This window comes from Pseudomonas sp. SW-3 (genome assembly GCF_016615645.1).
GTDB lineage: Bacteria > Pseudomonadota > Gammaproteobacteria > Pseudomonadales > Pseudomonadaceae > Aquipseudomonas > Aquipseudomonas mandelii.
The window spans coordinates 5,158,507-5,183,342 of sequence record NZ_CP067098.1 but is presented as its reverse complement, the minus strand read 5'-3'; the positions used below and the strand labels follow the sequence as shown (position 1 = coordinate 5,183,342).

Genomic DNA, 24,836 nt, shown 5'->3' with positions numbered 1-24,836 from the left:
TCAGCACCGATGTAGCCAGGCTGACCGCATTCGCTGGATTTACGACTGCTGCGCAGCCGAGCGGGAGCAAGCTCCCTCGCCACAGGGGGGAGCGGTTACCTGACGATTTTGTCGACGTGGATGCCCAGTTTCTTCAGGCGATACCAGAAGCTGCGCTCGGAGATCCCGATCAACTGCGCCGCCGCAGCCTGTACACCATTGCTCTGCGCCAGCGCCGCCAGAATGTAAGCCTTCTCGACCTCCGCCAACGCGGCTTCCAGATCTGCCGGCACGCTGCCTTCGGTGACCAGCGCACCGCTGGTGCCGGCATTTGAGGCAAACAGATACGCCGGCAAATCTTCCTCTTCAATCACCGCCCCCGACGCGACAATCGTCGCTCGTTCCACGCAGTTCTGCAGCTCACGAATATTCCCTGGCCACGAATAATGGGCCATGGCCTGCAAGGCTTCCGCGCTGAATCCGGTAAAACGCTTGCCTGCCGTGGCGCCCAGGGTGTGAGCAAAATGCCGGGCCAGCGGCGCGATGTCTTCCACACGTTCGCGCAGGGCCGGCAAGGGAATCGGGAACACATTGAGGCGGTAATAAAGGTCCTCGCGAAACTCCTTGTTGGCCACCGCGTCCAGCAGGTTCTTGTTGGTCGCGGCAATCACCCGCACATCGACCTTGCGCTCGCGCGGATCGCCCACCGGCTCGATCACCCGTTCCTGCAAGGCCCGGAGGATTTTCGCCTGCAAGGCCAGCGGCATTTCGCCGATTTCATCGAGGAACAACGTGCCTTTGTCAGCCTGCATGAAGCGCCCGACGCGATCCGCCACGGCGCCGGTAAACGCGCCTTTGCGGTGACCGAACATTTCGCTTTCCAGCAACCCTTCCGGGATCGCCGCACAGTTCACCGCCACAAACGGTTTGTCAGCGCGATTACCGTGTTTGTGGATCGCCCGGGCGACCATTTCCTTGCCGGTGCCGCTTTCGCCGGTCAGCAGAATCGTCGCGTTGCTTTCGCGCACGGAATCGATGGCGTGCAGCACCCGGCGAAAACTCGGGCTGTCGCCGATCAGGCTGTCAATCTGCTGATGCTCATCGAGCTCGGCGCGCATGCGCTGGTTGTCTTTGAGGATGTCGCGAAATTGCAGTGCCTTGCTGACGGTGATGTCCAGTTCGTCGATGTCGAACGGCTTGGCGATGTAGTCGAAGGCGCCGTTGCGCATCGACTGCACGGCGTTTTTCACCGTGCTGTAGGCGGTCATGACGATCACCGGCAGCTGCGGAAAACGGCTTTTGATTTCCGCCAGCAACTGCGGGCCGTCCATGCCGGGCATGCGCCAGTCGCTGATCACCAGGTCGATGTCCTCGCACTCCAGCACCTTGAGCGCGTGCAAGCCGTTTCCGGCGGTGAACACCTGGATGCCGTTCTGACCCAGGGCCGATGCCAGCAAGTCGCAGAGCTTGGGCTCGTCGTCCACCACCAGTACGTTATGTGTCATCGCTGCCCTCGTCGAAGTCTTCACCGTTGGCCGGAATGTACAGCGTGAAGGTGGTCCCGGCATCTTTTTCACTGACGCATTCGATGCGCCCTTCATGACCTTCCATGATCGAGAACACCTTCGCCAGCCCCAGGCCGGTACCCGAAGCCTTGGTGGTGACGAACGGCGTGAAGATCCGTTCGAGCATATCCGGTTCGATGCCCTGGCCGGTGTCGCTGATGCTGATTACGGTGTACGGCGATTCGCTGCTGATCGCCACGGTCAGTCGTCCACCGTCGGGCATGGCGTCGATGGCGTTGACGATCAGGTTCAGGCCGGCCTGCTTGAGTTGCCGCGCGTCGACATGAAGGGTCGCGCCGGGGGCCTGATCGTCGATGTGCACATCGATGTTATGGCTGGCCAGCTCCGGGGCGCAGAAGCCGACCAGGTCATCCACCAGCGGCCGCGCCGCCTGGGTCGAACGCATCGGCGCGCTGGGCTTGGCGAAGTCGAGGAAATCGGTGATCAGGTCGTTGATGCGGCTGACTTCGCTGACCACGTATTCCAGGTGACGCTTGTCGGTCTCGGGCAAATCGGCGCGCCGGTGCAGCAGTTGCGTGGCGGTCTTGATGATGCCCAGCGGGTTGCGGATTTCATGGGCCAGGCCCATGGCGACTTCACCCAGGGCATGCAGACGGTCGCGGCGGCGCAGTTGCGATTCCAGGTGCTGCAACTCGCCGAGGCGTTCGCTCATGTGGTTGAAGGTGCTGCTCAATTCCGCCAGTTCGTCGCCGCCGGTGACCGCCAGGCGTTGGCGGTAATCCCCGGCAATCACCGCTTGCACGCCTTTGGACAACCCGCGCAACGGCTTGGTCAGGCGTTGCGAAACAATCCAGCCGACCGCCAGGGACGCCGCCGAGCTGAGCAGGAAAATCAGGATGAACAGGTTGCTCTGGTTCACCAGCCCGACCAGGCTGGTGTGGCGCAGCAGACCGCTGAAAATCACGCCTTGCAGCTCACCGCTTTCATTGAGGATCGGCCGGTAGATGCCGCTGTAGCGATTGGTGAATTGTTCGATCGGCTGCTTGGTGCTGCGCAGGGTCTGTTCGATTTTTTCCGGTACCGCCGCCGGGTGATCTTCGAAGCGCTGGGTGGAAAAGATCTCCGAGAAGTCATCGGCCTTGGCCAGGTACAGGCGCAGGTCGAGGGAGTGCACATCGGCGACGCTGGTGAGGAAACTGCTGTCCAGGTAGGTGGCGATCACCAGTTTGTAGTCGACGCCGTCCTGATCGGTCTCGAAGGTCGAGACCACCGTGCCGGTGGGGATGCCGCCGACTTGCAGGGTCTGCAACAACGCCTTGGACTCGGTGCTGATCTGCCGGACGATGTCATCGGCGGCGGTGCTGAACACCACTTTGTGATCGCTGTTGCGCACCAGCGCCACCACGTCGATACCCATGGAATCGGCGATGTCGGTGGTCAGTTTGTCGTGTTTGCTCGATAACCGGTCCGTCGGCGGGCGGGTGTAGCGCAGGAACAACTGCGCGGCCCGGGCGTTATCCCGGCGGATCTCGGTGATCTCGTCCTCGACGATCTGGGTCGATTCCTGCAGCCAGATCCGCACGTTGCTGTCGAAAATCTGCGACAGGGTGGTGGCCGCCAGTTCTGCGGCGATCATGGTCGGAATCACGCTGACCAGCCAGAACGCCAACACCAGTTTGCGCTGCAGGCTCCAGCCGGAGAGGGCGAAAGGTCGGGCGGTGGCGGGGCGGTTTTTGATCATGAAGTTTCGCTTAATGCAGCAGCCATGGCAGGGTCGGAGCGTTCCGGTCGAATGAACATTTTCACCAGTCGCAACAGACTGTCGAGCACACGGTTGCGATGGCGGAAAAACACGGTGTTGCCGGTGAACGAGCAACCCAGGCGCAGCTTACTGGCATAGCCGGCCTGACCGCACGCGTAGATCGGGATGCCGTGTTCAATACAGTAGTCGACATTGGCCAGCCAGCTGCGCACGTACAGATTGTGCTCGCGGGTCCGGGTCAGGTCATGGGCGAAGAATTTGTCGACCAGGCGTTGCTCGTCCAGCAGCACGAGGTTGAACGCTACCAGCTCATCGCCGACCCAGTACAGCACGCACGCGGCGCGTTCATCGAGGTATTCGAGGACCTGGCGGAAGTACTCCGATGGCAAGCGTTCAAAGGTCAGGTCGCTGCGTGAAAGGGTGGCTTCGTAAAGCGCCATCATGTGTGGGAGCAGGTCTTCCACAGTGCGCCGCCATTCGATGCGCGGACCTTGCGCGCGCAACGTGCGGCGCAGGTCTTTACGGGTGGATTTGCCGAGCGTGCCGAGGTAAGCGTCCACGGAGCCAAAACGGATCGGCAGTTCGGCGCTGGGCAGGCCGGGCATGCTTTGCAGACCGGCCGCCTGGCACACCTGCAACCACTGTGGATCGCGATGGGACGCGTCCTTGACCGCCAGCAGACCGATTCCGGCCTGGTCGGCGTCGTTGCGCGCCAGGATTAACAATTGCTCAAGCAAGGCCGGACGCCGTGCGGGGTCGATCTGGCGTGCGGTCCCCACATGGCATTGCTCGGCCACCGGCGAACCGAGGGCGTACAAGCGGACGTCCAACAGCCCCGGCCACCAGCGGCGCAACTGCTCGGTGACGCGTTTACCCGGTCCCTGAACCGTGGTGTCCAGCGAATACGCGGTGGTGAATGCCACTGCCGCCGCGATCAACACCTCGTCTTCGTACAGCGCCAGATAGCGCCACCGGAAATCCGCAATGCCTGCCTGTTCAACGGCCCGGTAATAATCCCAGTCCTCCAGTTCGCCGGGGAAACAGGCATTCCAGGCACTGCGGTCGATGGCTTCGATGGTTGAATAGGCAAGGGCAGTGATCACATCGTTTCCTTGTAGGAGCGAGCCTGCTCGCGATGGTCGTTAACGATAACGTGGGGTTACAGGAGAAACGCGGCGCTCTTGAGTGCATCGCGAGCAGGCTCGCTCCTACAGGGATTGGGGGGCGGCTGTGGGCATGCGTAGCTTCTTCAAATGTGTTCAGGCCAGTTGCCGATAGTCCTGGCGCATGGGTTGCGGGGCGGTGACTTGTTGCATGAACCGGTGCTGGATGAAGTCCGCGCTCAGCTCCACGACCCGGCGGTATTGCAGGTCGACGGTGATCATGTGATAGCAATCGTCGAGCAGGACTTTCACTACCGGGCCGCCGAGTTTGCGTTCGACATAGTCGGCGTTCCAGCGGCTGGTGATGTCGTCTTCCCGTGAGTGCAGCACCAGCGCCTGGGTGGTGATCTGCGGCATGCGCTTTTTCACCGCGGCCACCAATCGATGCAGTTCCCGGACACTCACGCCGGACATGGTCAGCAATCCGGCATTGGCGCTTTCACCGGCCTTCATCTGCCGTTCGACAATGGCGCGCAAGCGTTCGTCCTTGATGCCGAACGGTGATTTTTCGTTGAAGCGGCACAGGTGCACGCCAAACGGAATCGACATCACCAGGCTGCTCAGTTTGGCGACCCAAGGCATGTTCCAGCCGTCGTAGCGCAGGGTGGTCGAATACAGCAGCAAGCCTTCGATCTGCCCCGGATGTTCGGCCGCCAGGTACATCGCCAGCACCGCGCCCATCGACAAGCCACCGACGAACACATGCTCATGCTTGCGCCGCACACCAACGAAGGTATTGCGCGCGCTCTCGTACCAGTCGTGCCAACCGGTGGCTTGCAGGTCGGCGTTGTCCCCGCAGTGGCCGGCCAGGGTCGGCACATAGACCGTGCAGCCGGCCTTGGCCAGGCCCATCGCGACCCGTCGCAATTCGGTCGGCGTGCCGGTGAGGCCATGGATCAACAACACCGCGACCTCTCCGTTGCCGAGAACGAAACCGGCGCTGCCTTCGCCCATGTCGATCTCGTCTGCCCTTGAAAAAGAGGGGTTCATCGTTTCATCGCCCGATCAAGCAGACGGTCGAGCAGCGCGATGCCGAGGTCGATCTCCGGGTAGCTGATTTCCAGCGACGGCGCGAGGGTGATCACGTTCTTGTAGTAACCGCCCACATCGAGGATCAGGCCCAGGCGTTTGCCGTCAATTTCGATGTCACCTTTCATGCCTTCTTCGACCATGAAGTCGAGCGTTGCCTTGTCCGGCGTAAAGCCGTCCGGCCCGCAGATTTCACAACGCAGTGCCAGGCCCAGGCCATCGACGTCGCCGATGATCGGGTAGCGTTTCTGCAAGTCTTTCAAGCCTTCGAGGAAGTATTTGCCCTTGTTCATGACCCTCTTGCCGTAATCGACTTCGCTGGTCATCTTGAACATTTCCAGGCCGACCGCCGTGCCCAGCGGATTGGAGGCGAAGGTCGAGTGGGTCGAGCCTGGCGGGAAGATTTTCGGGTTGATCAGCTCTTCCCTGGCCCAGATGCCGCCCAATGGGTTGAGACCGTTGGTCAAGGCTTTACCGAAGACGATGACGTCCGGTTTGACATCGAAGTGCTCAATCGACCACAGCTTGCCGGTGCGCCAGAAGCCCATCTGGATTTCATCGACCACCATTAAAATGCCGTGCTGGTCCAGCACATGCTTGAGTTCGCTGTAGAAATTCATCGGCGGAATCACGTAGCCGCCGGTGCCCTGGATCGGCTCGACGTAGAAGGCGGCGTATTCGCTCTGGCCGACTTTCGGATCCCAGACGCCGTTGTATTCGGTCTCGAACAGGCGGGCGAATTGCTGCACGCAATGGCTGCCGTACTCTTCCTTGGTCATGCCTTTCGGGCCCCGGAAGTGATACGGGAACGGGATGAAATTGGCGCGCTCGCCGAAGTGGCCGTAGCGGCGGCGATAGCGGTAGCTGGAGGTGATCGACGACGCACCGAGGGTGCGACCGTGGTAACCGCCCTCGAAGGCGAACATCAGGCTTTTGCCATTGGTGGCGTTACGCACGACTTTCAGCGAGTCCTCGATGGACTGCGAACCGCCGACGTTGAAGTGCACCCGGCCGTCGAGGCCGAACTTCTTTTTCGCGTCCACGGCGATCATTTCCGAGAGCTCGATCTTGCCCTTGTGCAGGTACTGGCTGGCAATCTGCGGCAGGGTGTCTATCTGCTGTTTCAGCGCATTGTTCAGGCGCGGGTTGGCATAACCGAAGTTGACCGCCGAGTACCACATTTGCAGGTCGAGGTAGGCCTGGTCTTCGGTGTCCCAGACGTAGGAGCCTTCGCAGCGGCTGAAAATGCGCGGCGGATCGATGTAGTGAACGGTGTCGCCGTAGGAGCAGTACTTGGCTTCTTTATCCAGAAGGACCTGGTCTTCAGGTGTGGCGATTCGAATATCAGACATGGTGGAAGCGTTCCTGTGTTTCTACGTTGAAAGAGGTGGCGTTGGCGGCGCTGGCGCTTGGCAGCAGGGCGAGCAACGCAGGCAGATCGGCGAAGCTGTCGAAGCGGGCGTAGGCGATGCCGTTGCGCTCGCAGTGCTCGGCCAGGCGATCCTTGGCGAATACGAAATCGGCGGTGGCGGCCACGCACATGTCGGACTGACCGTCGCCGATCACCAGCACCCGTTTGGCGCTGGGGGTGGATTTGCATTTACAGTTGCCGGACGCGGCGCGGCAGGCATCGCTTGCGTGAGGGAAGTCGATGCGCCAGCTCTGGTGGTCGAGCTGCCGCAGGCGGTTGGCGAGGATCGGCAAAAGGCTGACGTAGTGGCGCGCCAGGATCCGTGCAATGCCTTGCTCGATGCCGTCGCTGACCACTTCAAGGGAAGCGCCGAGGCCGATGACGTGGTCGACGAAGTCAGGGAAGTCCGGGTCGATCTCGATGGTGTCGAAGAACCCGAGCAGTTCGCCCGGTGTGGCCTTGACCAGCGAGAGCTGGCGGCTGAGGCATTCACGGGAACCGATGTCACCCGCCAGCCACTCGTTTTCGATCGCTTCCCAGCTCGGGTCGGCGAACCGTTGGAGGATGCTGTCGATCACGTCGGTGCGGGTGATGGTCCCGTCGAAATCACACACGATATGCCAGTCAATCATCTGTTGTACCTATCTTGGCAGGAGGCGCTGTTTGCGCTTGCCAAGGGGGTAGAGCAGGGACTGTGCCAACCGGGTTTGGCCCAGCGGGGCTGGGGTTGAGGCGGGTGTGGATGGCGGTGAAGCTACAATTTTTGTAGGTCGCTACAAACAACATGAGTGCTTGCGCGAGAGGGGCGATTCGGGGATTGATGCGCGCACATCCAGTTCAAGGAATGGCCTCATGTCGAGGATTACTGTTGCTCTATTTGCCGTGCTGACGTGCCTTTCTGCCGGCGTTTCAGCGGACGGCATCACCGGTGAGGCGGGGGCTGGCCTCAGCTATCAGCCCCACGATCCGACCGGTAGCCGCTACGAAACCCGGCCGGTGCCTTACCTCGATCTGGATTGGGGCAATGTCAGCCTCAGTACGGACGACGGGCTGACCTGGGACGCGCTGAACACCAAGGGTTTCAGCGCCGGACCGTTCGTGAATTACCTGCCGGGGCGCACGTCCAACGGCGAACTGCAGGGGTTGCGCGATGTGCCGGACATGGGCGAGGTGGGCGGTTTTGTGCAGTACGCGCCGGCTGACTTCTGGCGGGTGTTTGCCTCGGTCGGGCAAGCGGTTGGAGGGCGCGGCGGCCAGGGCGGGGTGTTGGGGCGTGTTGGCGGGGAGGTGGGTTATCCACTGGGTGGCGGGGTGATTGGCAGCTCCGGTCTGACCGCGCATTTTGCGGATGCGCGGCAGAGTCAGACGTTCTTCGGCGTCAGTGCCAATGAATCACAAGCCTCGGGGATTCGGCCGTACAACGCGGGCGGTGGTTTGCAGAATGTGACGTTGACTCAGAGTTTCGAGTTTCCGCTGGCGCCGCAGTGGTCGTTGTTGACCAGCGCGAGCTGGATTCACCTGACGGGTTCTGCGGCGGACAGCAGCCTTGTCAAAGAGCTCGGTGAGACCAACCAAGGGGAAGTGCAGGCGGCACTGGCCTACAAGTTCAACTAAGCACTTGTGGCGAGGGAGCTTGCTCCCGCCGGGTCGCGAAGCGGCCCCCAAACTTGGCAAGTCATTCTTCCAGAAATACCTCGCCAGCCTGTTTTACGACTGCTGCGCAGCCGAACGGGAGCAAGCTCCCTCTCCACAGGAATTGCGGTGATTTTCAGGTTTCTTCGCCTTCGGCCAGCAACGCAATCCCCCCCATGATCACCGCCACCCCCACCCAGTGCAGCACGCTGATCTGCTCGCCCAGCCCCAGCCACGAACCGAGCAACACCCCGACAAACACCAGCGAACTCAGCGGGAACGCCAAGGACAGACTGCTGCGCCGCAAGATCAGCATCCACACGAAAAACGCGCCGATGTAGCAGGCAATCGCAAACCACACCCCGGGATTGACCGCCACAGCCAGCAGCCATTGCAGGTTGAAATCCATCTGCCCCAGCTGATCTCCACCGACCTTGGTGGCGATCTGGCCGGCGCTTTCAAACCCGATCAACAACGCCCACAGCACCACCGTACCGAGGCGTTCATGCAGCCAGTCGGTCTTGTTCCTGATCATCGCTTTTGCCTCATGCATGGGTGACACACACGAGCATCACGCCCGCCGTAATCACTAAAGTGCCGAGCCAGCGCCGCCGGCTGACGGTCTCGCCGAGGATCAGTTTGCCGGCCAGCACCACGCCGCAGTACGCCAGCGCCGCCGCTGGAAACAACAGGCTCAGCGGCGCCCGGGACAGGGCTTCGAGCCAGACGAAAAATTCGATTACGTAGGCGCCGATCCCGCACCACAGCAGCGGCGCGTTGAATACCTGGCCCCAGAACGCATTCAGGCGAAACCCGCCTTCGAGCGCCGGTAAACGATCCAGGCCAAGCTTGAAACAGAGCTGGCCGATGACGTCCAGCACAATGGAAAACGCCACCAGCACAATCACGGTGAAGGTCATGGAAACAACTCCTCGAACAGATCGATCAACGCCTGGTTGGTCGCCGCGTTGCGCAGCAGATCCGCTTCGCTCCAGCGTTCGGCCGGGGGCTGGTCCGATTTGGCTTCCCAGCGCTTGAGGGCGTTGCTGAAGGCGGGTCGGGCGTACTCGCCGCAGATGTCGATGCCGAGGATTCGCTTGCTGGCCGCCAAGGCTCTGATGGCTTGCAGCAAGTGGCTCAAGCGCATGCCGCCCTGGTCCCAATTGGTCGCCGCGTCTTCGCAGGCCAACACGTCTTTGTCGAGGGTGATCCACACTGCGCGGGTGGGCAGGCTGGCGATCATTTGTTCGAGAAACACCGGCCAGTCGAGCTCCGCCAGATTGCGCCAGTGCAGCAGGTTTTCCTGCTGCCGATGGCCAGCGCCGTCACCGACCCGGCCCCACACTTTCGAGGGCGGGCGCTGCCACGGAAACAGCTGCAACACGCCGCGTTTGAGCGCCCGGACATTGCCGCCCTTGAGCTGTGGATTCTGCAGGTCGTCGCTGCACGGGCCAAGGGTGACGATGCGCTGGATGTTCGGCAGTTTCAGTGCCTGATTGACCCACGAACCGCAATGCCGGCGGGGGGCGAAGCGGACCCAGTCGGGGTGGTTGTCGAAGTGGATCAGGCTTGCCGGCTCCGGCAAATCAGTCAGAAACGCCGGGGTCAGATGGTGGTAATCACCGGAACCGACGAAGAAGATTTCCGGTTGCGGGCCGCTGTGCCGGGGCCGTTGCTGCAAGCGTTCGGCGAACCGCCGCCAGGTCCGTTCGCTGGACCACAGCCGCAGTTTCGGGCCGAGGTCGAGCAAGTCGAGGCGTTTGGCACGGCCGCTTTCCAGCAGCCGCGAGATGGGCGCCTGGGCCGTCAGGCTGTGGTCGAGATCTAAAATGTTCAAGGTCGCAATTCACCCTTGGCAGACCCTCCCAGACACCGGCTTCATCCATCATGAAAGCCGGCCGAGGGGGCTTTTGGGGGTAAATGCAAGGGGCGGGCCAGCCGTCTGCTGCACTGAAATTCATTGTGGCGAGGGAGCAAGCTCCCTCGCCACAGGGTGGGATGGTCAAGCGTGGAGGCGGACCCAGACGGTGACGAGGACGGTGGCCGCCATCAGCCACGCCACTGCCGCGATGGCGAGCGACGCTTCAAGCCGCATCCGGTCGACCATCACGTACAACGTCGCCAGGTAAACGAAGTACGGAATGATCGACCACATCCCGAACACGATGGTGGTCTTTAAATCCTCCAGCGAACGCCCCTTGCCGACGATGTAATGCGCAATCAGCGCAAAGGTCGGAAACAGCGGCACCAGGCCTGCGATGTAATAGTTTCGGGTCTTGGCCAGTGCCGCGAGGATGACGACCACCGCCGCCCCCAGCGCTGCTTTGAGGATCAGGTCCATCAGTGGCTCAGCCCGTATTTCTTCACTTTGTCGAACAGCGTGGTCTTGGCCATTCCCAGTTCCAGGCTGGCCTGGGTCAGGTTGCCGCCGCTGCGTTGCAAGGCGTCGCTGAGCAGGTTGCGTTCGAACGCTTCCACTGCTTCGGCGAAGGCCAGACCCTGATTGCTGCCACTGGTGCCGGATTTCTTGAAGGCCGGCAGGCCAAGGGCAAAACGCTCGGCGACGTTGCGCAGTTCGCGCACGTTGCCCGGCCAGTCGTGGCTCATCAGGTTCGACAGGGTCTGGTTGTCCAGTTCCGGCACGGCGCGGTCGAAGCGCAGGGACGACTGCTGCAGGAAGTGTTCGAACAGTTGCAGGATGTCTTCGCGACGTTCGCGCAACGGCGGCAATTCGAGGGTCACCACGTTCAAACGGTAATACAGATCGCTACGAAACTCGCCGGCCTTGCTCGACTCGTCGAGGTCGGACTTGGTCGCGGCAATCACCCGGCAATCCACGGCCACGCTCTGGTTCGAACCCAGGCGTTCGAGGGTGCGCTCCTGCAACACCCGCAGCAGTTTGATCTGCAAGGGCAGGGGCATGCTTTCGACTTCATCCAGGAACAGCGTGCCGCCGTCGGCGTGTTCGATCTTGCCGATCCGTCGTTTACCGGCGCCGGTGAACGCGTTGGCTTCATGGCCGAAGATCTCGCTTTCGAACAGGTTCTCCGGCAGGCCGCCGCAGTTCAGCGCGACGAATTGCTTGGTGTGGCGGCGACTGAAGTCGTGCAGGCAGCGCGCAACCAATTCCTTGCCGGTGCCGGTTTCGCCTTCGATCAGCACGTTGGCCGAGGTATCGGCGACGTTGGCGATCAGTTCGCGCAGGTTCTGCATGGCCGGCGAGCGGCCGATGATCCGACCTTCGAGGGAATCGCGCTCCGCCAGTTGCCGGCGCAACGAAGACACTTCCCGGGCCAGGCTGCGTTGCTCCAGCGCGCGGCGGGCGACGTCCACCAGGCGTTCCGGGGAGAAAGGTTTCTCCATGAAGTCATAGGCGCCTTTCTGCATTGCGCCGACGGCCATGGAGATGTCGCCGTGGCCGGTGATCAGCACCACCGGCAAGCTACGATCGCGCGCCTTGAGCCGGGTCAGCAGTTCCAGGCCGTCGATGCCCGGCAGACGGATGTCGCTGATGACGATGCCGGCAAAATTGTCGCCAACCCGCTCCAGCGCTTCTTCGGCGCTGCCAACTCCCACGCAGGGAATGTCTTCCAGGGTCAGCGCCTGTTGGCAGCCGAGCAGCACATGGGGGTCGTCTTCGACGATCAGCACACTAAGGTCGTTGTTCATATTGGCTCGGCGTGAGTGGGGCTTACCAACGGTAAACTGAGGACGAAGGTGGTGCCACCGCTGGCCGGGTGTTCGACACCCAGGTGCCCGCCGGTGGCGGCGGCCAGGCTGGCGGAAAGTGTCAGGCCCAGGCCCAGGCCTTGTTCGCCGGGTTTGGTGGTGAAGAACGGTTCGAACAAATGCTTGCGTGCTTCGGCGTCGATACCGTGGCCGTTGTCGCGCACGCGCAGGCGATATTTGCCATCAAATGCTTCGCCTTCCAGCCACAACTCGGGCAACGGTTGTGCCTGCATGGCATCGAGGGCATTGCCGATCAGGTTGACCAGGATCTGCTCGAGGCGGGTCTGGTCGATCTGCACCTGCACGTCTTTGAAGTCACGATGCAGTTGCAGATGGACACTTTCCACGCGACCTCCCAGCAGTTGCAGCGCGGCATCTACCGCTTTGCCAAGGCACGCCTGGCCCTTGTCGTCACCGCGACGGGCGAAGGAGCGCAGGCTGGCGGTGATCCGGCCCATGCGGTCGATCAATTCGTTGATGGTCTTCAGGTTGGTGCTGGCCACGTCCAGTTGACCGCGTTCGAGAAAGCGCACGGTATTGCCGGACAAGGTGCGCAGCGCCGCCAGCGGCTGGTTCAGTTCGTGGGCGATGCTGGTCGACATCTGGCCGATGGCGGCGAGTTTTCCGGCCTGCACCAGCTCATCCTGGGCGCGGCGCAACGTCTCTTCAGCCTGACGCCGTTCGCGGATCTGCCCCTTGAGGCGTTCGTTGCTGGCGCGCAGGTCCGTGGTGCGTTCGGTAATCCGACGCTCCAGTTGATTGTTGGCTTGCTGCAGGGCTTCACGGGCGGCGAGGCGGGTGGCGATCACCTTGCGCCGCTCGTTCCAGGCAATCAGCAGGAACGCCACCAGGGCAAACGCCACTGCCACCAGAATCCCTTGATTGATCGCTTCACGGCGCAAATCCTGGAGCGGCGTGAGCAGAGTGAAGTTCCACGGGGTGTCGCTCAGGGGGCGGGTCTGCGAGAGGTAGCTGATGTCCTCTTCGTCTGACTCCACTTCACTGTTGGCGGGGAAGGTCAGTTTTTCTTCACCTTCGGCCAGTTTTTCCCGGGCCAGTGGCTGCAATTCGTTCAGCGGGAACCAGTAGTACTGCAGGCTGCGGGCCAGCTTTTCCTTGGTTTCTTCGCTCAACGGAACCACCGATTTGAGCCGTCGTGCCGGATCGCTGGACAGAATGATGATGCCGTTCTCGTCGCTGACAAAGGCTTCGAGGCGCGCACGCTGCCAGCGTTCTTCCATGGCTTCCAGGCGGACTTTGACCACCGCGACGCCGATGATCTTGCCGTGTTCTTCCAGGCCGTGGGCCAGGTAGTAACCGGGTTCGCCGTTGGTGCTGCCGATCCCGTAGAAGCGCCCCGGTTGACCGCGCACGGCGTTCTGGAAATAGGCGCGAAAGGACAGGTCTTCGCCCAGGTAACTGTCGACATCGCGCCAGTTGCTGGTGGCCATGACGCGGCCGGTGGTGTCCATCACATAGATGGCCCGACTGCGGCTGCGCCGGTTCAGGCCTTCGAGGTAATCATTGACCGTTTGCCGGTGTTCCGGTGACGGGTCGGCCAGCAGTTTTGAAACACTGGATTCAAGTTCCAGCAGGCTGGGCAGGTAGGTGTACTTGCTGATCTCGCTCTCGACGGCGCGGGCGTGCAGTTCGAGCTGACGCTGGCCGTTCTCGCTGAGGCTGCGAATCCCGTAGTGCTCACTGACCCAGAAGCCGAGGTAACCCAATCCGATCATCAGGGCGATGACCAGGGGGGGCAGGAACAGATGGCGAATCAGACGGGGTTTCACGGCGAGTGATGGCGGCGCAGCGCGATAGAGAGTGGGGTCGCATTTCATCACAGATGCCTTGGGTCAACCACAACACTTACTTGTAAATCGCCGCGGACCCTTGTGGGAGCGGGCCTGCTCGCGAAGGCGGTGGATCAGCCAATGTCGATGTTGACTGTTAAGCCGTCTTCGCGAGCAGGCTCGCTCCCACAGGGGGGCGGTGGTAGAACTTAGTGCTGCAGAATCTTGTTAAGGAAGTGCTGTGTACGCTCGGCGCGGTGGGTGATATCGCCGAAGAAGTCCTCTTTCTTGCAGTCTTCGATGATTTTGCCCTGGTCCATGAAAATCACGCGATCCGCCACTTTGCGGGCAAAGCCCATTTCGTGGGTCACGCACATCATGGTCATGCCTTCGTGGGCCAGTTGCACCATCACGTCGAGCACTTCGTTGACCATTTCAGGGTCCAGCGCCGAGGTCGGTTCGTCGAACAGCATGACGATCGGGTCCATCGCCAGCGCACGGGCAATTGCCACACGCTGTTGCTGGCCACCTGAGAGCTGGCCCGGGTGCTTGTGGGCGTGAGCCGAGAGGCCAACGCGCTCAAGCAGTTGCAGGCCTTTCTTGGTGGCTTCTTCCTTGCTGCGGCCCAACACCTTGATCTGCGCAATGGTCAGGTTTTCGGTGATGGTCAGGTGCGGGAACAGTTCGAAATGCTGGAACACCATGCCGACGCGCGAACGCAGTTTCGGCAGGTTGGTCTTCGGGTCGGCGATGGACGTGCCATCGACCACCACGTCGCCTTTCTGGAACGGTTCCAGGGCGTTGACGCATTTGATCAGGGTGGATTTGCCGGAACCGGACGGCCCGCACACCACGATCACTTCGCCTTTTTTGACCTCGGTGCTGCAATCAGTCAGTACCTGGAAGTCGCCATACCACTTGTTGACTTGCTTGATAGAGATCATACGGCAAACCTTTTTTGCAGACGCTTGACCAGCAGCGAGGCGGCAAAGCTGATTGTGAAGTACGTGAGACCTGCAAAGATCAGGAACTCATTGGAGCGACCGATGATGTCGCCACTGGCACGGGAAGCATTGAGGAAGTCCACCAGGCCGACCGCGTAGACCAGCGAAGTGTCCTGGAACAGGATGATGCTCTGTTGCAGCAGCAGCGGGGTCATCTTGCGAAACGCTTGCGGCAGGATGATCAAACGCATCATCTGGCCATACGTCATGCCCAAAGCCTGGGCAGCACCCATCTGGCCCTTGGGAATCGACTGCACGCCGGCCCGGACGATTTCGCAGAAGTACGCCGCTTCGAACATCATGAAGGCCACGATGCAGGAGGCGAACGCGCCGATCGGGGTGTCTTCGCCGGTGATCCAGCGCAGCACGAACGGCACCGCCAGGTAGAACCAGGTGATGACCAGCAGCAGCGGGATCGAACGGAAATAGTTGACGTAGGCGCCAGCCAGGTTCGACAGCAGTTTGCTGTGGGACAGACGGCACAGCGCAAGGATGGTGCCGAGGATGATCCCGCCGACGACGCCCAGCGCCATCAGTTGCAGGGTCATGACCATGCCGTTCCACAAGCCCGGCAGGGACGGAACGATACCCGAGAAGTCGAATTCCATCATTTACCCCCTACGGAGATCAGGCCCGGTACGGCGACTTTCTTCTCGACCCCACGCATCAGCAGCATCAGGCTCATGTTCAGGGTGAAGTAGATCAGGGTGGCCAGGGTGAACGCTTCGAACAGGTTGGCGGAGAACTCGGCGGTCTGTTTGGTCTGCGCGAGCAACTCCATCAGGCCGATCAGCGACGCCACGGAGGAGTTCTTGAACACGTTCAGGAATTCCGAGGTCAGCGGCGGAATGATGATCCGGTAGGCCTGGGGCAGCAGCACGTTCCAGTAGATCTGCGGCAGTTTGAAACCCATGGCGCGAGCGGCGGCTTCCTGGCCGCGAGGTAGCGCCTGGATGCCGGTACGCACTTGTTCGCATACACGAGCAGCGGTGAACAGGCCCAGGCAAACGACGACGCTGAGGAAAGCCGAGGTGGTCGGGTTCAGGTCCTGTTTGTACCAGTCCTGCAGGTTTTGCGGCAGCAGATCGGGCACCAGGAAGTACCAGATGAACAGCTGAACCAGCAGCGGCACATTACGGAAGAGTTCGACGTAGCAGGTCGCGATGCCCGATACGATGCGATTCGGCACGGTGCGCATGACACCCAGAATCGAGCCCAACAGCAGCGCGATGATCCAGGCGGCGACGGCGATGGCAATGGTCCAGCCCAAACCGGAGAGGTACCAGTCGAGATAAATCTCACTGCCCACGCCGGTGGACTTGAAGAACACGCTCCAGTCCCAGTTGTAATTCATTAGGGTCTCCCCTCAGATCGTTCGATGTACAAGTGCCCGCCTGGGGAAGCTCCGTTCCCGCCCGACTCTGATGGTCAGGCACACACGAGCGGCTCGACAGCCACCGGTTCGAGTGTTTCCAAAAATGCCAGCAGGGAGTGACTATCCCCTGAAAGGGCAGTGGCCCTCTCAGGAGATAAGGTTAGTCAGAATTCAGGACTTTTTTTCTACAGGCTTGTCGTCAGCCGCTTTATCGGTCGGATTGGCGATCAGGGCCTTGAGCTCGTCGCTCATCGGGAAGTTCAGGTTCAGGCCTTTAGGCGGGATTGGCTGCATGAACCATTTTTCGTAGATCTTGTTGATCTCGCCCGAAGCGTAGGTTGCCTTGATGGCGTCATCCACCGCCTTCTTGAACGGCTCGTCGCCTTTGCGAACCATGCAGCCGTAGATCTCGTAGGACTGTGGAGTACCGGTCACGGCCCAGTCATCCGCCTTCTTGGCTTTGGCTGCTTCACCGGCCAGCAAGGCGTCGTCCATCATGAAAGCCACGGCGCGGCCGGTTTCCAGCATCTGGAAGGATTCGCCATGGTCTTTGGCGGAGATGACGTTCATGCCCATCTGCTTGTCGGCGTTCATCGACTTGAGGATGCGCTCGGACGTGGTGCCCGCGGTAGTCACGACGTTTTTGCCTTTCAGGTCGCCGAAGTCCTTGTACGCGGAGTCTTTCTTGGAGAGAAGACGCGTACCGATTTCGAAAATGCCGACGGAAAAGGCAACTTGCTGCTGACGTTCCACGTTATTGGTGGTGGAACCGCACTCGACGTCCACGGTGCCGTTCTGCACCAGCGGGATACGGGTTTGCGAGGTCACGAGGTTGTATTTGACCTGGAGGTTGGGCATGTCCAGGTCTTTCTTGATGGCTTCGACGATTTTCAGCTGGATATCGTGGGAGTAGCCGACCGGTTTGCCGGAAGCATCAGCGATATAGGAAAACGGGATGGAAGCGTCACGATGCCCGAGGGTGATCACACCGGACTCTTTGATCTTCTTCAGTGTGCCGGTGAGTTCGGCAGCGAAAACTGGAGTGCTAATCAGAGCGGCAGCAATGGCTGCGCCCAGGATATGGGGAACGATGCGCATCAAATTTTCCTCGACATTGTTTTTTTTATGGAGCCAGTTCATCGGCCCTTTTGTGCTTCGAATGCCTGACGGCTCCTGAAGTGGGTGCACAAGAGACATTCGTCCAAGAGTGTAGAGCATGACTCGTGCCAGGCCAGGCGAGTCAAGTTAACTTACTGATTTATAAAGGGATTAAATATTTATGGCGTTCTTTTTTTGTGAAGGATAATCCGGTTAACCGAATCGACCGACAGGTCGTGTTCGGAAAACCGAATAGTGTTTGGGGCTGCCAGCTGATCATCGAAAAATCAGCTTTCCTGGCTTAGCGGCGTTTCATGCAGGTAGATCCACTGGGCGTTGTGGTGATGCAGGCCAATGATCGCCACCGAAACCCTTGAGCTTTCGCGCTGGTCGAGGCGATGGGTTTCCTTGTAGCGGATCGCCACGCTGTGGCCTTCCTGCCAGACCGTTTGCAGGTCGCTGATGATGATCTCCAGACCTGGCTTGGCGCCGATTGCACCCTTGAACATCTGTTCGACCGTCGCCCGGCTGACGATGGCGGCCGAGGTGGTGACCATGCTGAAGTCCTCGGCGAATGCCGACATCAGCGGCTCGAGCATGGCCTGTCCCTGACCGTTTGCATCGGAGAACAGGGTTTGAATCAACTCGTGCACGTGATGAACGCTGTGGTGCGCCAGTTCAACTATTTCGTTGTGCATGACAGTCCTTTTGAGTGTTCAACTGACTCAGTTGAAAGAGTGGAAACAGGCCCACCAGCGAGGCGATGGCGAAGGTCGCGTGATAGGCCTGGGTGGTATCGAAGTGCTTCAAGAGCAGGTTGAAAACCATCAGGAACAGGGCGGCACCGATGCTGAATGACATCTGTCGGTTGATGTTCCAGATGACACTGGCCTTGTGCGTGTCATTGCCCTCGAAGTCCATCAGCGATGTGGTTTGTGCGGTGTTGGCACCGATGCCACCGCCAATCCCCATCAAGCTGTAGGCGATGACTATTACCCAGAGGTCCGAGGGATCGTTGACCAATAACAGGGTGGCGATGCCGGCGCTGTGCAACAGCATGCCGAGGGCAAACAACCGCTTGGCGCCCATCCGGTTGTAGGTCCGGCCACAGATCAGCATCGCGATGAACGCGCCGATGGCGTAGAGGATCATGAACATCCCTGTCAGTCGGGCGCTGAAGTGCAGGGTGTTTTGCAGGAAGAAGATGCTCATCAGGTTGACCCCCGTGAACACACCGGGAATCGCGTAATAGATAAAGATGGAGGTGCTGAGTTTTTTGCTTTTGAGCAGGCTCAGTTCAATGATCGGGTTTTTGCAGCGGCGGTAGTGCAGCCCGTACAGGAGGACAAACGTAACGCCGGCCGTGACGAAGAGGGCGGCCACCCAGGCCGGAGCGTCGCCGCCATACAACGACATGCCCATCAACAGGCTGCCGAGTGCGGCGCTGACCAGCAGCAAACCCTTGATGTCGGGCCGGGGCAAACTTGTCGGCCGCGCTTCGTTGATCCAGAACCAGGACAGCAAAGCCGCGATCAGCGAGAACGGGATGTTGCTGTAGAACACCCAGCGCCAGGAACTGCTGTCGACGATGATGCCGCCGATGGTCGGTGAAATGGCGGGCGCTATCAGGGCAACAGCCATGACCAACGTGGATATTTTCGCCCGCTGCTCACCCTTGAACAGGTTGAATGTCAGTGCCTGACCGACTGGAATCAACAGACCGCCGCCCATCCCCTGGACGAAGCGCCAGATCACCAGCTCGTTGAAACTGTCGGCCAGCCCGCACATCCACACGGAGGCTGTGAACACGATCATCGAGGCGGTGAGGATTTCCCGACTGCCAAAACGACCGGCCAGCCAGGTGCTGACCGGGATGATCAGTGTCAGCCCCAGAATATAAGCGTTAGCCACCCAGGCAACGTCTGAAGTACTAACGTGCAGCGCCGCCGATAGAGTCGGTAGTGCGACCGCCGATATAAAGATGTTAATGCAGTCTATAAAAAAGCCGATGAGAAATATCAGTGCAACTTTGTAGCGATAGGTCATGTTGTTTCCCCTTTGTCGCAAAGCATAGGGGCGATGGACTTGAACTGTCGATACGACTATCCTTGAAACAATGTTTGACGGGATTGAACAGTGAGCTCTATTGCTATGCACACTCATCTTAATCGGGTACAGACATTTCTGGCGGTGGTCGATTTTGGTTCTTACACCAAGGCCGCCAATTACCTGAACATCAGCAAAGCCATGGCCAGCCTGCATGTCAAGGCGCTGGAGGATGTGCTGTCCGCGACGTTGTTGATTCGAAATACCCGAAATATCTCCCTCACGGAAATAGGTCAGGATTTTTATGAATCGTTCAAAGGTATTGTCGCGGACATCGATAGTGCCTTCGATAATGTATTGAAAGGTCATAACCGTGTCACCGGCAAGTTGCGGTTCAGTTCCACCATAGAATACGGCGAGGCTTATATCCTTCCGTTGATACCGCAATTTATAGAGCGCTATCCGGAAATAAAACTTTGCTATGACTTTAACTCTTCACTCAATGATCTGGTGGCGGAAAAGTTAGACCTGGTTATTCGTCTGGGCAACTTGGCAGACTCGGCTTTCAAGAGCCGTAAGCTGGCGGATTATGAAATTGTCCTGGTGGCTACGCAGACGTTTCTTGCCCGTCACCCGGTGCAAACGCCTCAGGACCTGAACTCGGTGCCGTGGATCGCCAACAGCAACCTGCAGGCACCGACCCAGTGGACGTTGCGTCATCCGCAATCAGGGGCTGTCGAGATCAACGGGATCAATCAGTTTGAATCCAACTCTTCCACGGCCATTCGCTCCATGACGTTGTCGTCGCTGGGCGTCTCGGTGCTGCCCGCCTGGGTGGTCAAGGACGACATCGCCAGCGAGCGGCTGATTCGCCTGTTGCCCGACTATTCGCTGCCCTCGCAGTCCGTCAACGTGGTGTTTCCCAACAGCCCGCATTTGCCCCACAAAACGAGGGCGTTCATTGATTTCCTGTTGCTGCATCTGGCGCAATGAGCGCCTGCAAAAAAGCCCCTGAATCGTCGGATTCAGGGGCTTTCATTTAAACGGATGGCGATCAGGCCGCTTCGATCTTGCTGCGGTTCTGCTCGACCTTGCTCATGTAATCCACCAGTTTCTGCTGTTCCGCCGGGGTAGTGAACAAGCCCAATTTGCTGCGGCGCCACAGAATGTCATGGGCGGTGGTTGCCCACTCTTCGCTGCACAGGTAATCGACTTCGCGGGTGTAGAGACCGCCGCCAATGTGGTCGCCCAGGTCGTTGAGGTTCTGCACGCCTTCCATCATGCGCCAGGTGCGGCTGCCATAGGTGGTTGCCCAGCGGCGTGAGATTTCAGTCGGAACCCAGTCGAACTTGTCGCGAATCAGCGAGCTCAGCGCCTGCGGGGTGGTCATGTCTTCGCCGCCCGGCAGGGTGGCGCTGGCAGTCCAGCTTGGCTTGATGTGCGTGAAGTACGGCGCCAATTGTGCCAGCGCCGACTCGGCCAGTTTGCGGTAGGTGGTCAGCTTGCCGCCGAACACCGACAGCAACGGCGCTTCTTCGCCAGTGCCCGAGAGCGCCAGGGTGTAGTCGCGGGTGACGGCTGACGGGTTGTCGGATTCGTCGTTGCACAGCGGACGGACGCCGGAATAGCTGTGCAGGATATCGTCGCGGCTGATCTGCTTCTTGAAGTGGGCGTTGACCACTTTCAGCAGGTAATCGGTTTCGCCTTCGGTGATCGCCACTTTGGCCGGATCGCCGGTGTACTCGCGGTCGGTGGTGCCGATCAGGGTGAAGTGATTGAGGTACGGAATGGTGAAGACGATGCGCTGATCTTCGTTTTGCAGAATGTGCGCGTGTTCGCCTTCATACAGTTTTGGCACGATCAGGTGGCTGCCCTGAATCAGGCGAATGCCGTAGGGCGATTCCATCTTCAGGTCATCACGAATGAACTTGGCGACCCAAGGGCCGGCGGCGTTCACCAGCGCTTTGGCGCGGATCGAAAACAGGCTGCCGTCGGCGCGCTCCAGGTGCAGATGCCACAGGCCCTTGGTACGACGGGCACTGACGCAGCGGGTCTGGGTGTGAACGTGGGCGCCTTTCTCGCGGGCGGCCATGGCGTTCAGCACCACCAGGCGCGCATCGTCGACCCAGCAATCGGAGTATTCGAAGCCTTTGGTGATTTCGCTTTTCAGCGGGCTGTCCGGACCGAACTTCAGGCTTTTCGAGCCTTCGAGTTTTTCCCGCTTGCCGAGGTTGTCATACAGGAACAGGCCGGCGCGGATCATCCAGGCTGGACGCAGGTGCGGACGGTGCGGCAACACGAAGCGCATTTGCTTGACGATGTGCGGCGCCTTGGCCAGCAGCACTTCGCGTTCGGCGAGGGCTTCGCGTACCAGGCGGAATTCGTAATGTTCGAGGTAGCGCAAGCCGCCGTGGATCAGCTTGCTGCTGGCCGACGAAGTGTGGCTGGCCAGGTCATCTTTTTCGCAAAGGAACACCGAAAGGCCGCGACCGGCGGCATCCGCTGCGATCCCAACGCCATTGATCCCACCACCGATGACGGCGATGTCGTAGACCTCAGCGAGAGGGGGCGTAGGCAAGGTAGAAGTGGGCATCGGCTGGCCTCGGGCTCTTTTGATTTTCTGTATTGGAATTCGAACATTAATGTTCATTTGCGAAAATGGTAGCCCATAAAGCCGCCCACAGCCAGTCAACTTCGATTGAAAATACTGATCGAAGGGCCGAGAAAGGAAAATATACGAACATTAAATGAGGGGGGGTGGAGGCTTTTGTGGCGAGGGAGCTTGCTCAGCAGACGCAAATCAGACGACACGCTCTTCCTGAAATACAACGATTACCGGTTTCAGGGCTGCTTCGCAGCCCAGTGGGAGCAAGCTCCCTCGCCACAAGGGAGCGCGCTGTTTGGAGAGGGTTAAACGACTTCCAGCCGAATCTTGTGCTGACTCAGCAGTTGCGCCAGCGCCGGCGAAGGTTGTTGGTCGGTGACCAGGCAATCAATCAGGCTGATCGGCCCCAGGCGAATCATGGCGTTGCGCCCGAATTTGCTGGAGTCAGCCGCCAGAATGACCTTCCGGGCGTTGGCGATGATCGCCTGTGATACCCGCACTTCCTGATAATCGAAGTCCAGCAGGCTGCCGTCTTCATCGATACCGCTGATGCCGACCAAGGCAAAGTCGACTTTGAACTGGTTGATGAAATCGACACTCGCCTGGCCGACCACGCCACCGTCGCGCCGCACATTGCCGCCCGTCAGCAGAACGTCGAAGTCGTCCTTGGCGCTGAGCATCGAGGCCACGTGCAGGTTGTTGGTGATGATTTTCAAGTGGTTGTGGTTGAGCAGCGCCCGGGCAATCGATTCGGTGGTAGTGCCGATATTGATGAACAGCGAGGCGTGATCCGGGATCTGAGCCGCAATGGCTTCACCGATACGCTGCTTCTCATCGCGCATCTGGTCGGCGCGCATGGCGTAGGCGGTGTTCTCGACACTGGAATCGTAGGCTGCGCCGCCATGGTAGCGACGCAACAAATTGGCTTCCGCGAGCTGATTGATATCGCGGCGGATGGTTTGCGGTGTAACGACGAACAGCGTAGCCATTTCCTCGATGCTGACATAGCCGCGTTCGCGGACCAGTTCGAGGATTTGCTGCTGACGGGGAGGCAGATTCATGGGGCTTCCTTTGGCTGCCGTGCAAAATTTGCCCATGATGCCGCAGGAATCTGCTCCCTACCAGTTACATACCGATACGAGTACTCAGGTTGGCTTATTCAGCGCCTTCATGTGGTTCCCAGTCGCGGGTGCGGCTGACGGCTTTTTTCCAGCCGGCGTAGAGTTTTTCCTTGGCGGTTTCGTCCAGGGTCGGTTCGAATTCGCGTTCGATCACCGCCTTGCCGCGCAGCTCATCCAGGCTGCCCCAGAAGCCACACGCCAGGCCGGCCAGGTAAGCGGCGCCCAGTGCAGTGGTTTCGCGCATTTGCGGACGCTCGACCTGAGTGCCGAGGATGTCGGCCTGGAACTGCATCAGGAAGTTGTTCGCAACCGCGCCGCCGTCCACGCGCAGGGATTTCAGACGTTCGCCGGAATCCTGTTGCATGGCGTCCAGCACGTCGCGGGTCTGGTAGGCAATCGACTCCAGGGCTGCACGAATAATGTGATCCACACGTACGCCGCGGGTCAGGCCGAACAGGGCGCCACGGGCATACGGGTCCCAGTAAGGCGCGCCGAGGCCGGTGAAGGCTGGCACCAGGTACACGCCGTTGCTGTCCTTGACCTTGTTGGCGAAGTATTCGGTGTCGTGGGCGTCGTTGATGATCTTCAGTTCGTCACGCAACCACTGAACGGTCGAACCACCGTTGAACACTGCGCCTTCGAGCGCGTAAGCCACTTCGCCACGTGGGCCGCAGGCGATGGTGGTGAGCATGCCGTGCTTGGACTTCACGGCTTTGTCGCCCGTGTTCATCAGCAGGAAGCAGCCGGTGCCGTAGGTGTTTTTCGCCTGGCCCGGCTCGACGCACATCTGGCCGAACAGGGCGGCCTGCTGGTCGCCAGCGATGCCGCCGATGGCGATGCCGCTTTTGGTGTGGCCGTAGATTTCGGACGAAGATTTAACTTCCGGCAGCATCTCGCGCGGAATATCCAGTATCTCCAGCATCTTCGTGTCCCACTCAAGCGTGTGGATGTTGAAGAGCATGGTGCGCGAGGCGTTGGTGTAGTCGGTGACGTGGACCTTGCCGCCGGTAAATTTCCAGATCAGCCAGCTGTCGACGGTGCCGAACAGCAGTTCGCCGTTGCGCGCACGCTCGCGGCTGCCTTCGACGTTGTCGAGGATCCACTTGAGCTTGGTGCCGGAGAAGTACGGGTCGGTGACCAGGCCGGTGGTCTCGCTGATGTATTGCTCGTGGCCGTCGCGTTTGAGCTGCTGGCAAATCTCGGTGCTGCGGCGGCACTGCCAGACGATCGCGTTGTAGATCGGGCGGCCGGTGGTCTTGTCCCAGACCACGGTGGTTTCGCGCTGGTTGGTGATGCCGATGGCCGCGACCTGGTCGTGATGCAGGCCGGCTTGAGCCAGGGCTTCGACCATCACGGCGCTTTGGGTGGCGAAGATTTCCATCGGGTCGTGTTCGACCCAACCGGCTTGCGGGTAATGCTGGACGAATTCGCGCTGGGCGGTGCAGACCACGTTCGCGTCGCGGTCGAAAATGATCGCGCGGGAGCTGGTCGTACCCTGATCGAGGGCAATGATGTAGTTCTTATTCTGAATGTCGGTCATGTCGATTGCCTTGGACGAAAAAAGGA

At 60.0% G+C, this 24,836-nt stretch carries 23 protein-coding genes; 2 read left to right on the top strand and 21 right to left on the bottom strand.

What is annotated here, in order from left to right:
- Positions 1-95 precede the first annotated feature (95 nt).
- The 6 genes from JIO00_RS23380 to JIO00_RS23355 form a co-directional block, all read right to left on the bottom strand.
- Positions 96-1,484: a sigma-54-dependent transcriptional regulator gene (locus JIO00_RS23380; protein ID WP_077749832.1), complete on the bottom strand. Its 1,389-nt coding sequence runs from the start codon at positions 1,482-1,484 to the stop codon at positions 96-98.
- Positions 1,474-3,246: a sensor histidine kinase gene (locus JIO00_RS23375; RefSeq protein WP_200666916.1), complete on the bottom strand. Its 1,773-nt coding sequence runs from the start codon at positions 3,244-3,246 to the stop codon at positions 1,474-1,476. Before JIO00_RS23375 ends, JIO00_RS23380 begins: the two co-directional genes overlap by 11 nt.
- Positions 3,243-4,370, bottom strand: coding sequence for a GNAT family N-acetyltransferase (locus tag JIO00_RS23370; RefSeq protein WP_200666915.1), 1,128 nt, complete (start codon positions 4,368-4,370; stop codon positions 3,243-3,245). Before JIO00_RS23370 ends, JIO00_RS23375 begins: the two co-directional genes overlap by 4 nt.
- A 156-nt stretch (positions 4,371-4,526) precedes the next feature.
- A complete protein-coding gene (locus JIO00_RS23365; protein WP_077749835.1) occupies positions 4,527-5,420 on the bottom strand; it encodes an alpha/beta hydrolase in 894 nt (297 codons plus the stop codon).
- Complete coding sequence (locus tag JIO00_RS23360; protein ID WP_010457715.1) at positions 5,417-6,811, bottom strand: aspartate aminotransferase family protein; 1,395 nt, start codon at positions 6,809-6,811, stop codon at positions 5,417-5,419. Before JIO00_RS23360 ends, JIO00_RS23365 begins: the two co-directional genes overlap by 4 nt.
- Positions 6,804-7,502 carry an MtnX-like HAD-IB family phosphatase gene (locus JIO00_RS23355; protein ID WP_010457714.1) on the bottom strand — a complete coding sequence of 233 codons (699 nt, stop codon included), beginning with the start codon at positions 7,500-7,502 and terminating at the stop codon, positions 6,804-6,806. The genes JIO00_RS23360 and JIO00_RS23355 overlap by 8 nt, the downstream gene beginning before the upstream one ends.
- A gap of 220 nt (positions 7,503-7,722) precedes the next feature.
- On the opposite strand from JIO00_RS23355, the gene JIO00_RS23350 reads away from it, so the two are divergent.
- Entirely contained in the window at positions 7,723-8,484 is a 762-nt protein-coding gene (locus JIO00_RS23350) for a MipA/OmpV family protein (RefSeq protein WP_200666914.1), read from the top strand.
- A 154-nt stretch (positions 8,485-8,638) separates the two neighbouring features.
- Here JIO00_RS23350 and JIO00_RS23345 read toward each other — a convergent pair whose 3' ends face one another.
- From JIO00_RS23345 to JIO00_RS23290, 12 genes are all read right to left on the bottom strand, one after another.
- On the bottom strand, positions 8,639-9,037 hold the full coding sequence (locus tag JIO00_RS23345) for a transporter (protein ID WP_010457712.1): 399 nt from the start codon (positions 9,035-9,037) through the stop codon (positions 8,639-8,641).
- A 10-nt stretch (positions 9,038-9,047) separates the two neighbouring features.
- On the bottom strand, positions 9,048-9,422 hold the full coding sequence (locus tag JIO00_RS23340) for an EamA family transporter (RefSeq protein ID WP_083375843.1): 375 nt from the start codon (positions 9,420-9,422) through the stop codon (positions 9,048-9,050).
- The gene (locus JIO00_RS23335; protein ID WP_010457709.1) at positions 9,419-10,339 is read right to left on the bottom strand and encodes a hypothetical protein; all 921 of its coding nucleotides are present in this window, start codon (positions 10,337-10,339) and stop codon (positions 9,419-9,421) included. The genes JIO00_RS23340 and JIO00_RS23335 overlap by 4 nt, the downstream gene beginning before the upstream one ends.
- Positions 10,340-10,504: 165 nt before the next feature.
- Entirely contained in the window at positions 10,505-10,834 is a 330-nt protein-coding gene (locus tag JIO00_RS23330; protein WP_169857921.1) for a GlpM family protein, read from the bottom strand.
- 8 nt (positions 10,835-10,842) lie between these two features.
- On the bottom strand, positions 10,843-12,123 hold the full coding sequence (locus JIO00_RS23325; RefSeq protein WP_229801794.1) for a sigma-54-dependent transcriptional regulator: 1,281 nt from the start codon (positions 12,121-12,123) through the stop codon (positions 10,843-10,845).
- A 44-nt stretch (positions 12,124-12,167) separates the two neighbouring features.
- On the bottom strand, positions 12,168-14,069 hold the full coding sequence (locus JIO00_RS23320) for a sensor histidine kinase (RefSeq protein ID WP_077749905.1): 1,902 nt from the start codon (positions 14,067-14,069) through the stop codon (positions 12,168-12,170).
- A 161-nt stretch (positions 14,070-14,230) separates the two neighbouring features.
- Positions 14,231-14,965, bottom strand: a complete 735-nt coding sequence (locus JIO00_RS23315; protein ID WP_010457705.1) for an amino acid ABC transporter ATP-binding protein — start codon at positions 14,963-14,965, stop codon at positions 14,231-14,233.
- Entirely contained in the window at positions 14,962-15,633 is a 672-nt protein-coding gene (locus JIO00_RS23310) for an amino acid ABC transporter permease (RefSeq protein WP_010457704.1), read from the bottom strand. Before JIO00_RS23310 ends, JIO00_RS23315 begins: the two co-directional genes overlap by 4 nt.
- Entirely contained in the window at positions 15,633-16,379 is a 747-nt protein-coding gene (locus tag JIO00_RS23305; RefSeq protein WP_010457703.1) for an amino acid ABC transporter permease, read from the bottom strand. The genes JIO00_RS23310 and JIO00_RS23305 overlap by 1 nt, the downstream gene beginning before the upstream one ends.
- Before the next feature lie 192 nt (positions 16,380-16,571).
- A complete protein-coding gene (locus JIO00_RS23300) occupies positions 16,572-17,498 on the bottom strand; it encodes a glutamate/aspartate ABC transporter substrate-binding protein (RefSeq protein ID WP_042933025.1) in 927 nt (308 codons plus the stop codon).
- 287 nt (positions 17,499-17,785) lie between these two features.
- Positions 17,786-18,196, bottom strand: a complete 411-nt coding sequence (locus tag JIO00_RS23295; protein WP_083375845.1) for a DUF4440 domain-containing protein — start codon at positions 18,194-18,196, stop codon at positions 17,786-17,788.
- Positions 18,177-19,544 (bottom strand): MFS transporter, encoded by a 1,368-nt coding sequence (locus JIO00_RS23290; RefSeq protein WP_200666913.1) that lies wholly within the window; start codon positions 19,542-19,544, stop codon positions 18,177-18,179. The genes JIO00_RS23295 and JIO00_RS23290 overlap by 20 nt, the downstream gene beginning before the upstream one ends.
- A gap of 105 nt (positions 19,545-19,649) precedes the next feature.
- Between JIO00_RS23290 and JIO00_RS23285 the strand changes: the two genes are divergently transcribed.
- Entirely contained in the window at positions 19,650-20,537 is an 888-nt protein-coding gene (locus JIO00_RS23285) for a LysR family transcriptional regulator (RefSeq protein WP_010457699.1), read from the top strand.
- Between the two features lie 61 nt (positions 20,538-20,598).
- Here JIO00_RS23285 and glpD read toward each other — a convergent pair whose 3' ends face one another.
- The 3 genes from glpD to glpK all read right to left on the bottom strand — a co-directional run bounded on the left by glpD (position 20,599) and on the right by glpK (position 24,810).
- On the bottom strand, positions 20,599-22,137 hold the full coding sequence (glpD, locus tag JIO00_RS23280) for a glycerol-3-phosphate dehydrogenase (protein ID WP_200666911.1): 1,539 nt from the start codon (positions 22,135-22,137) through the stop codon (positions 20,599-20,601).
- A gap of 317 nt (positions 22,138-22,454) precedes the next feature.
- Positions 22,455-23,210 carry a DeoR/GlpR family transcriptional regulator gene (locus JIO00_RS23275; RefSeq protein WP_010457697.1) on the bottom strand — a complete coding sequence of 252 codons (756 nt, stop codon included), beginning with the start codon at positions 23,208-23,210 and terminating at the stop codon, positions 22,455-22,457.
- 94 nt (positions 23,211-23,304) lie between these two features.
- Positions 23,305-24,810, bottom strand: a complete 1,506-nt coding sequence (gene glpK / locus JIO00_RS23270; RefSeq protein ID WP_077749900.1) for a glycerol kinase GlpK — start codon at positions 24,808-24,810, stop codon at positions 23,305-23,307.
- Positions 24,811-24,836: the final 26 nt, after the last annotated feature.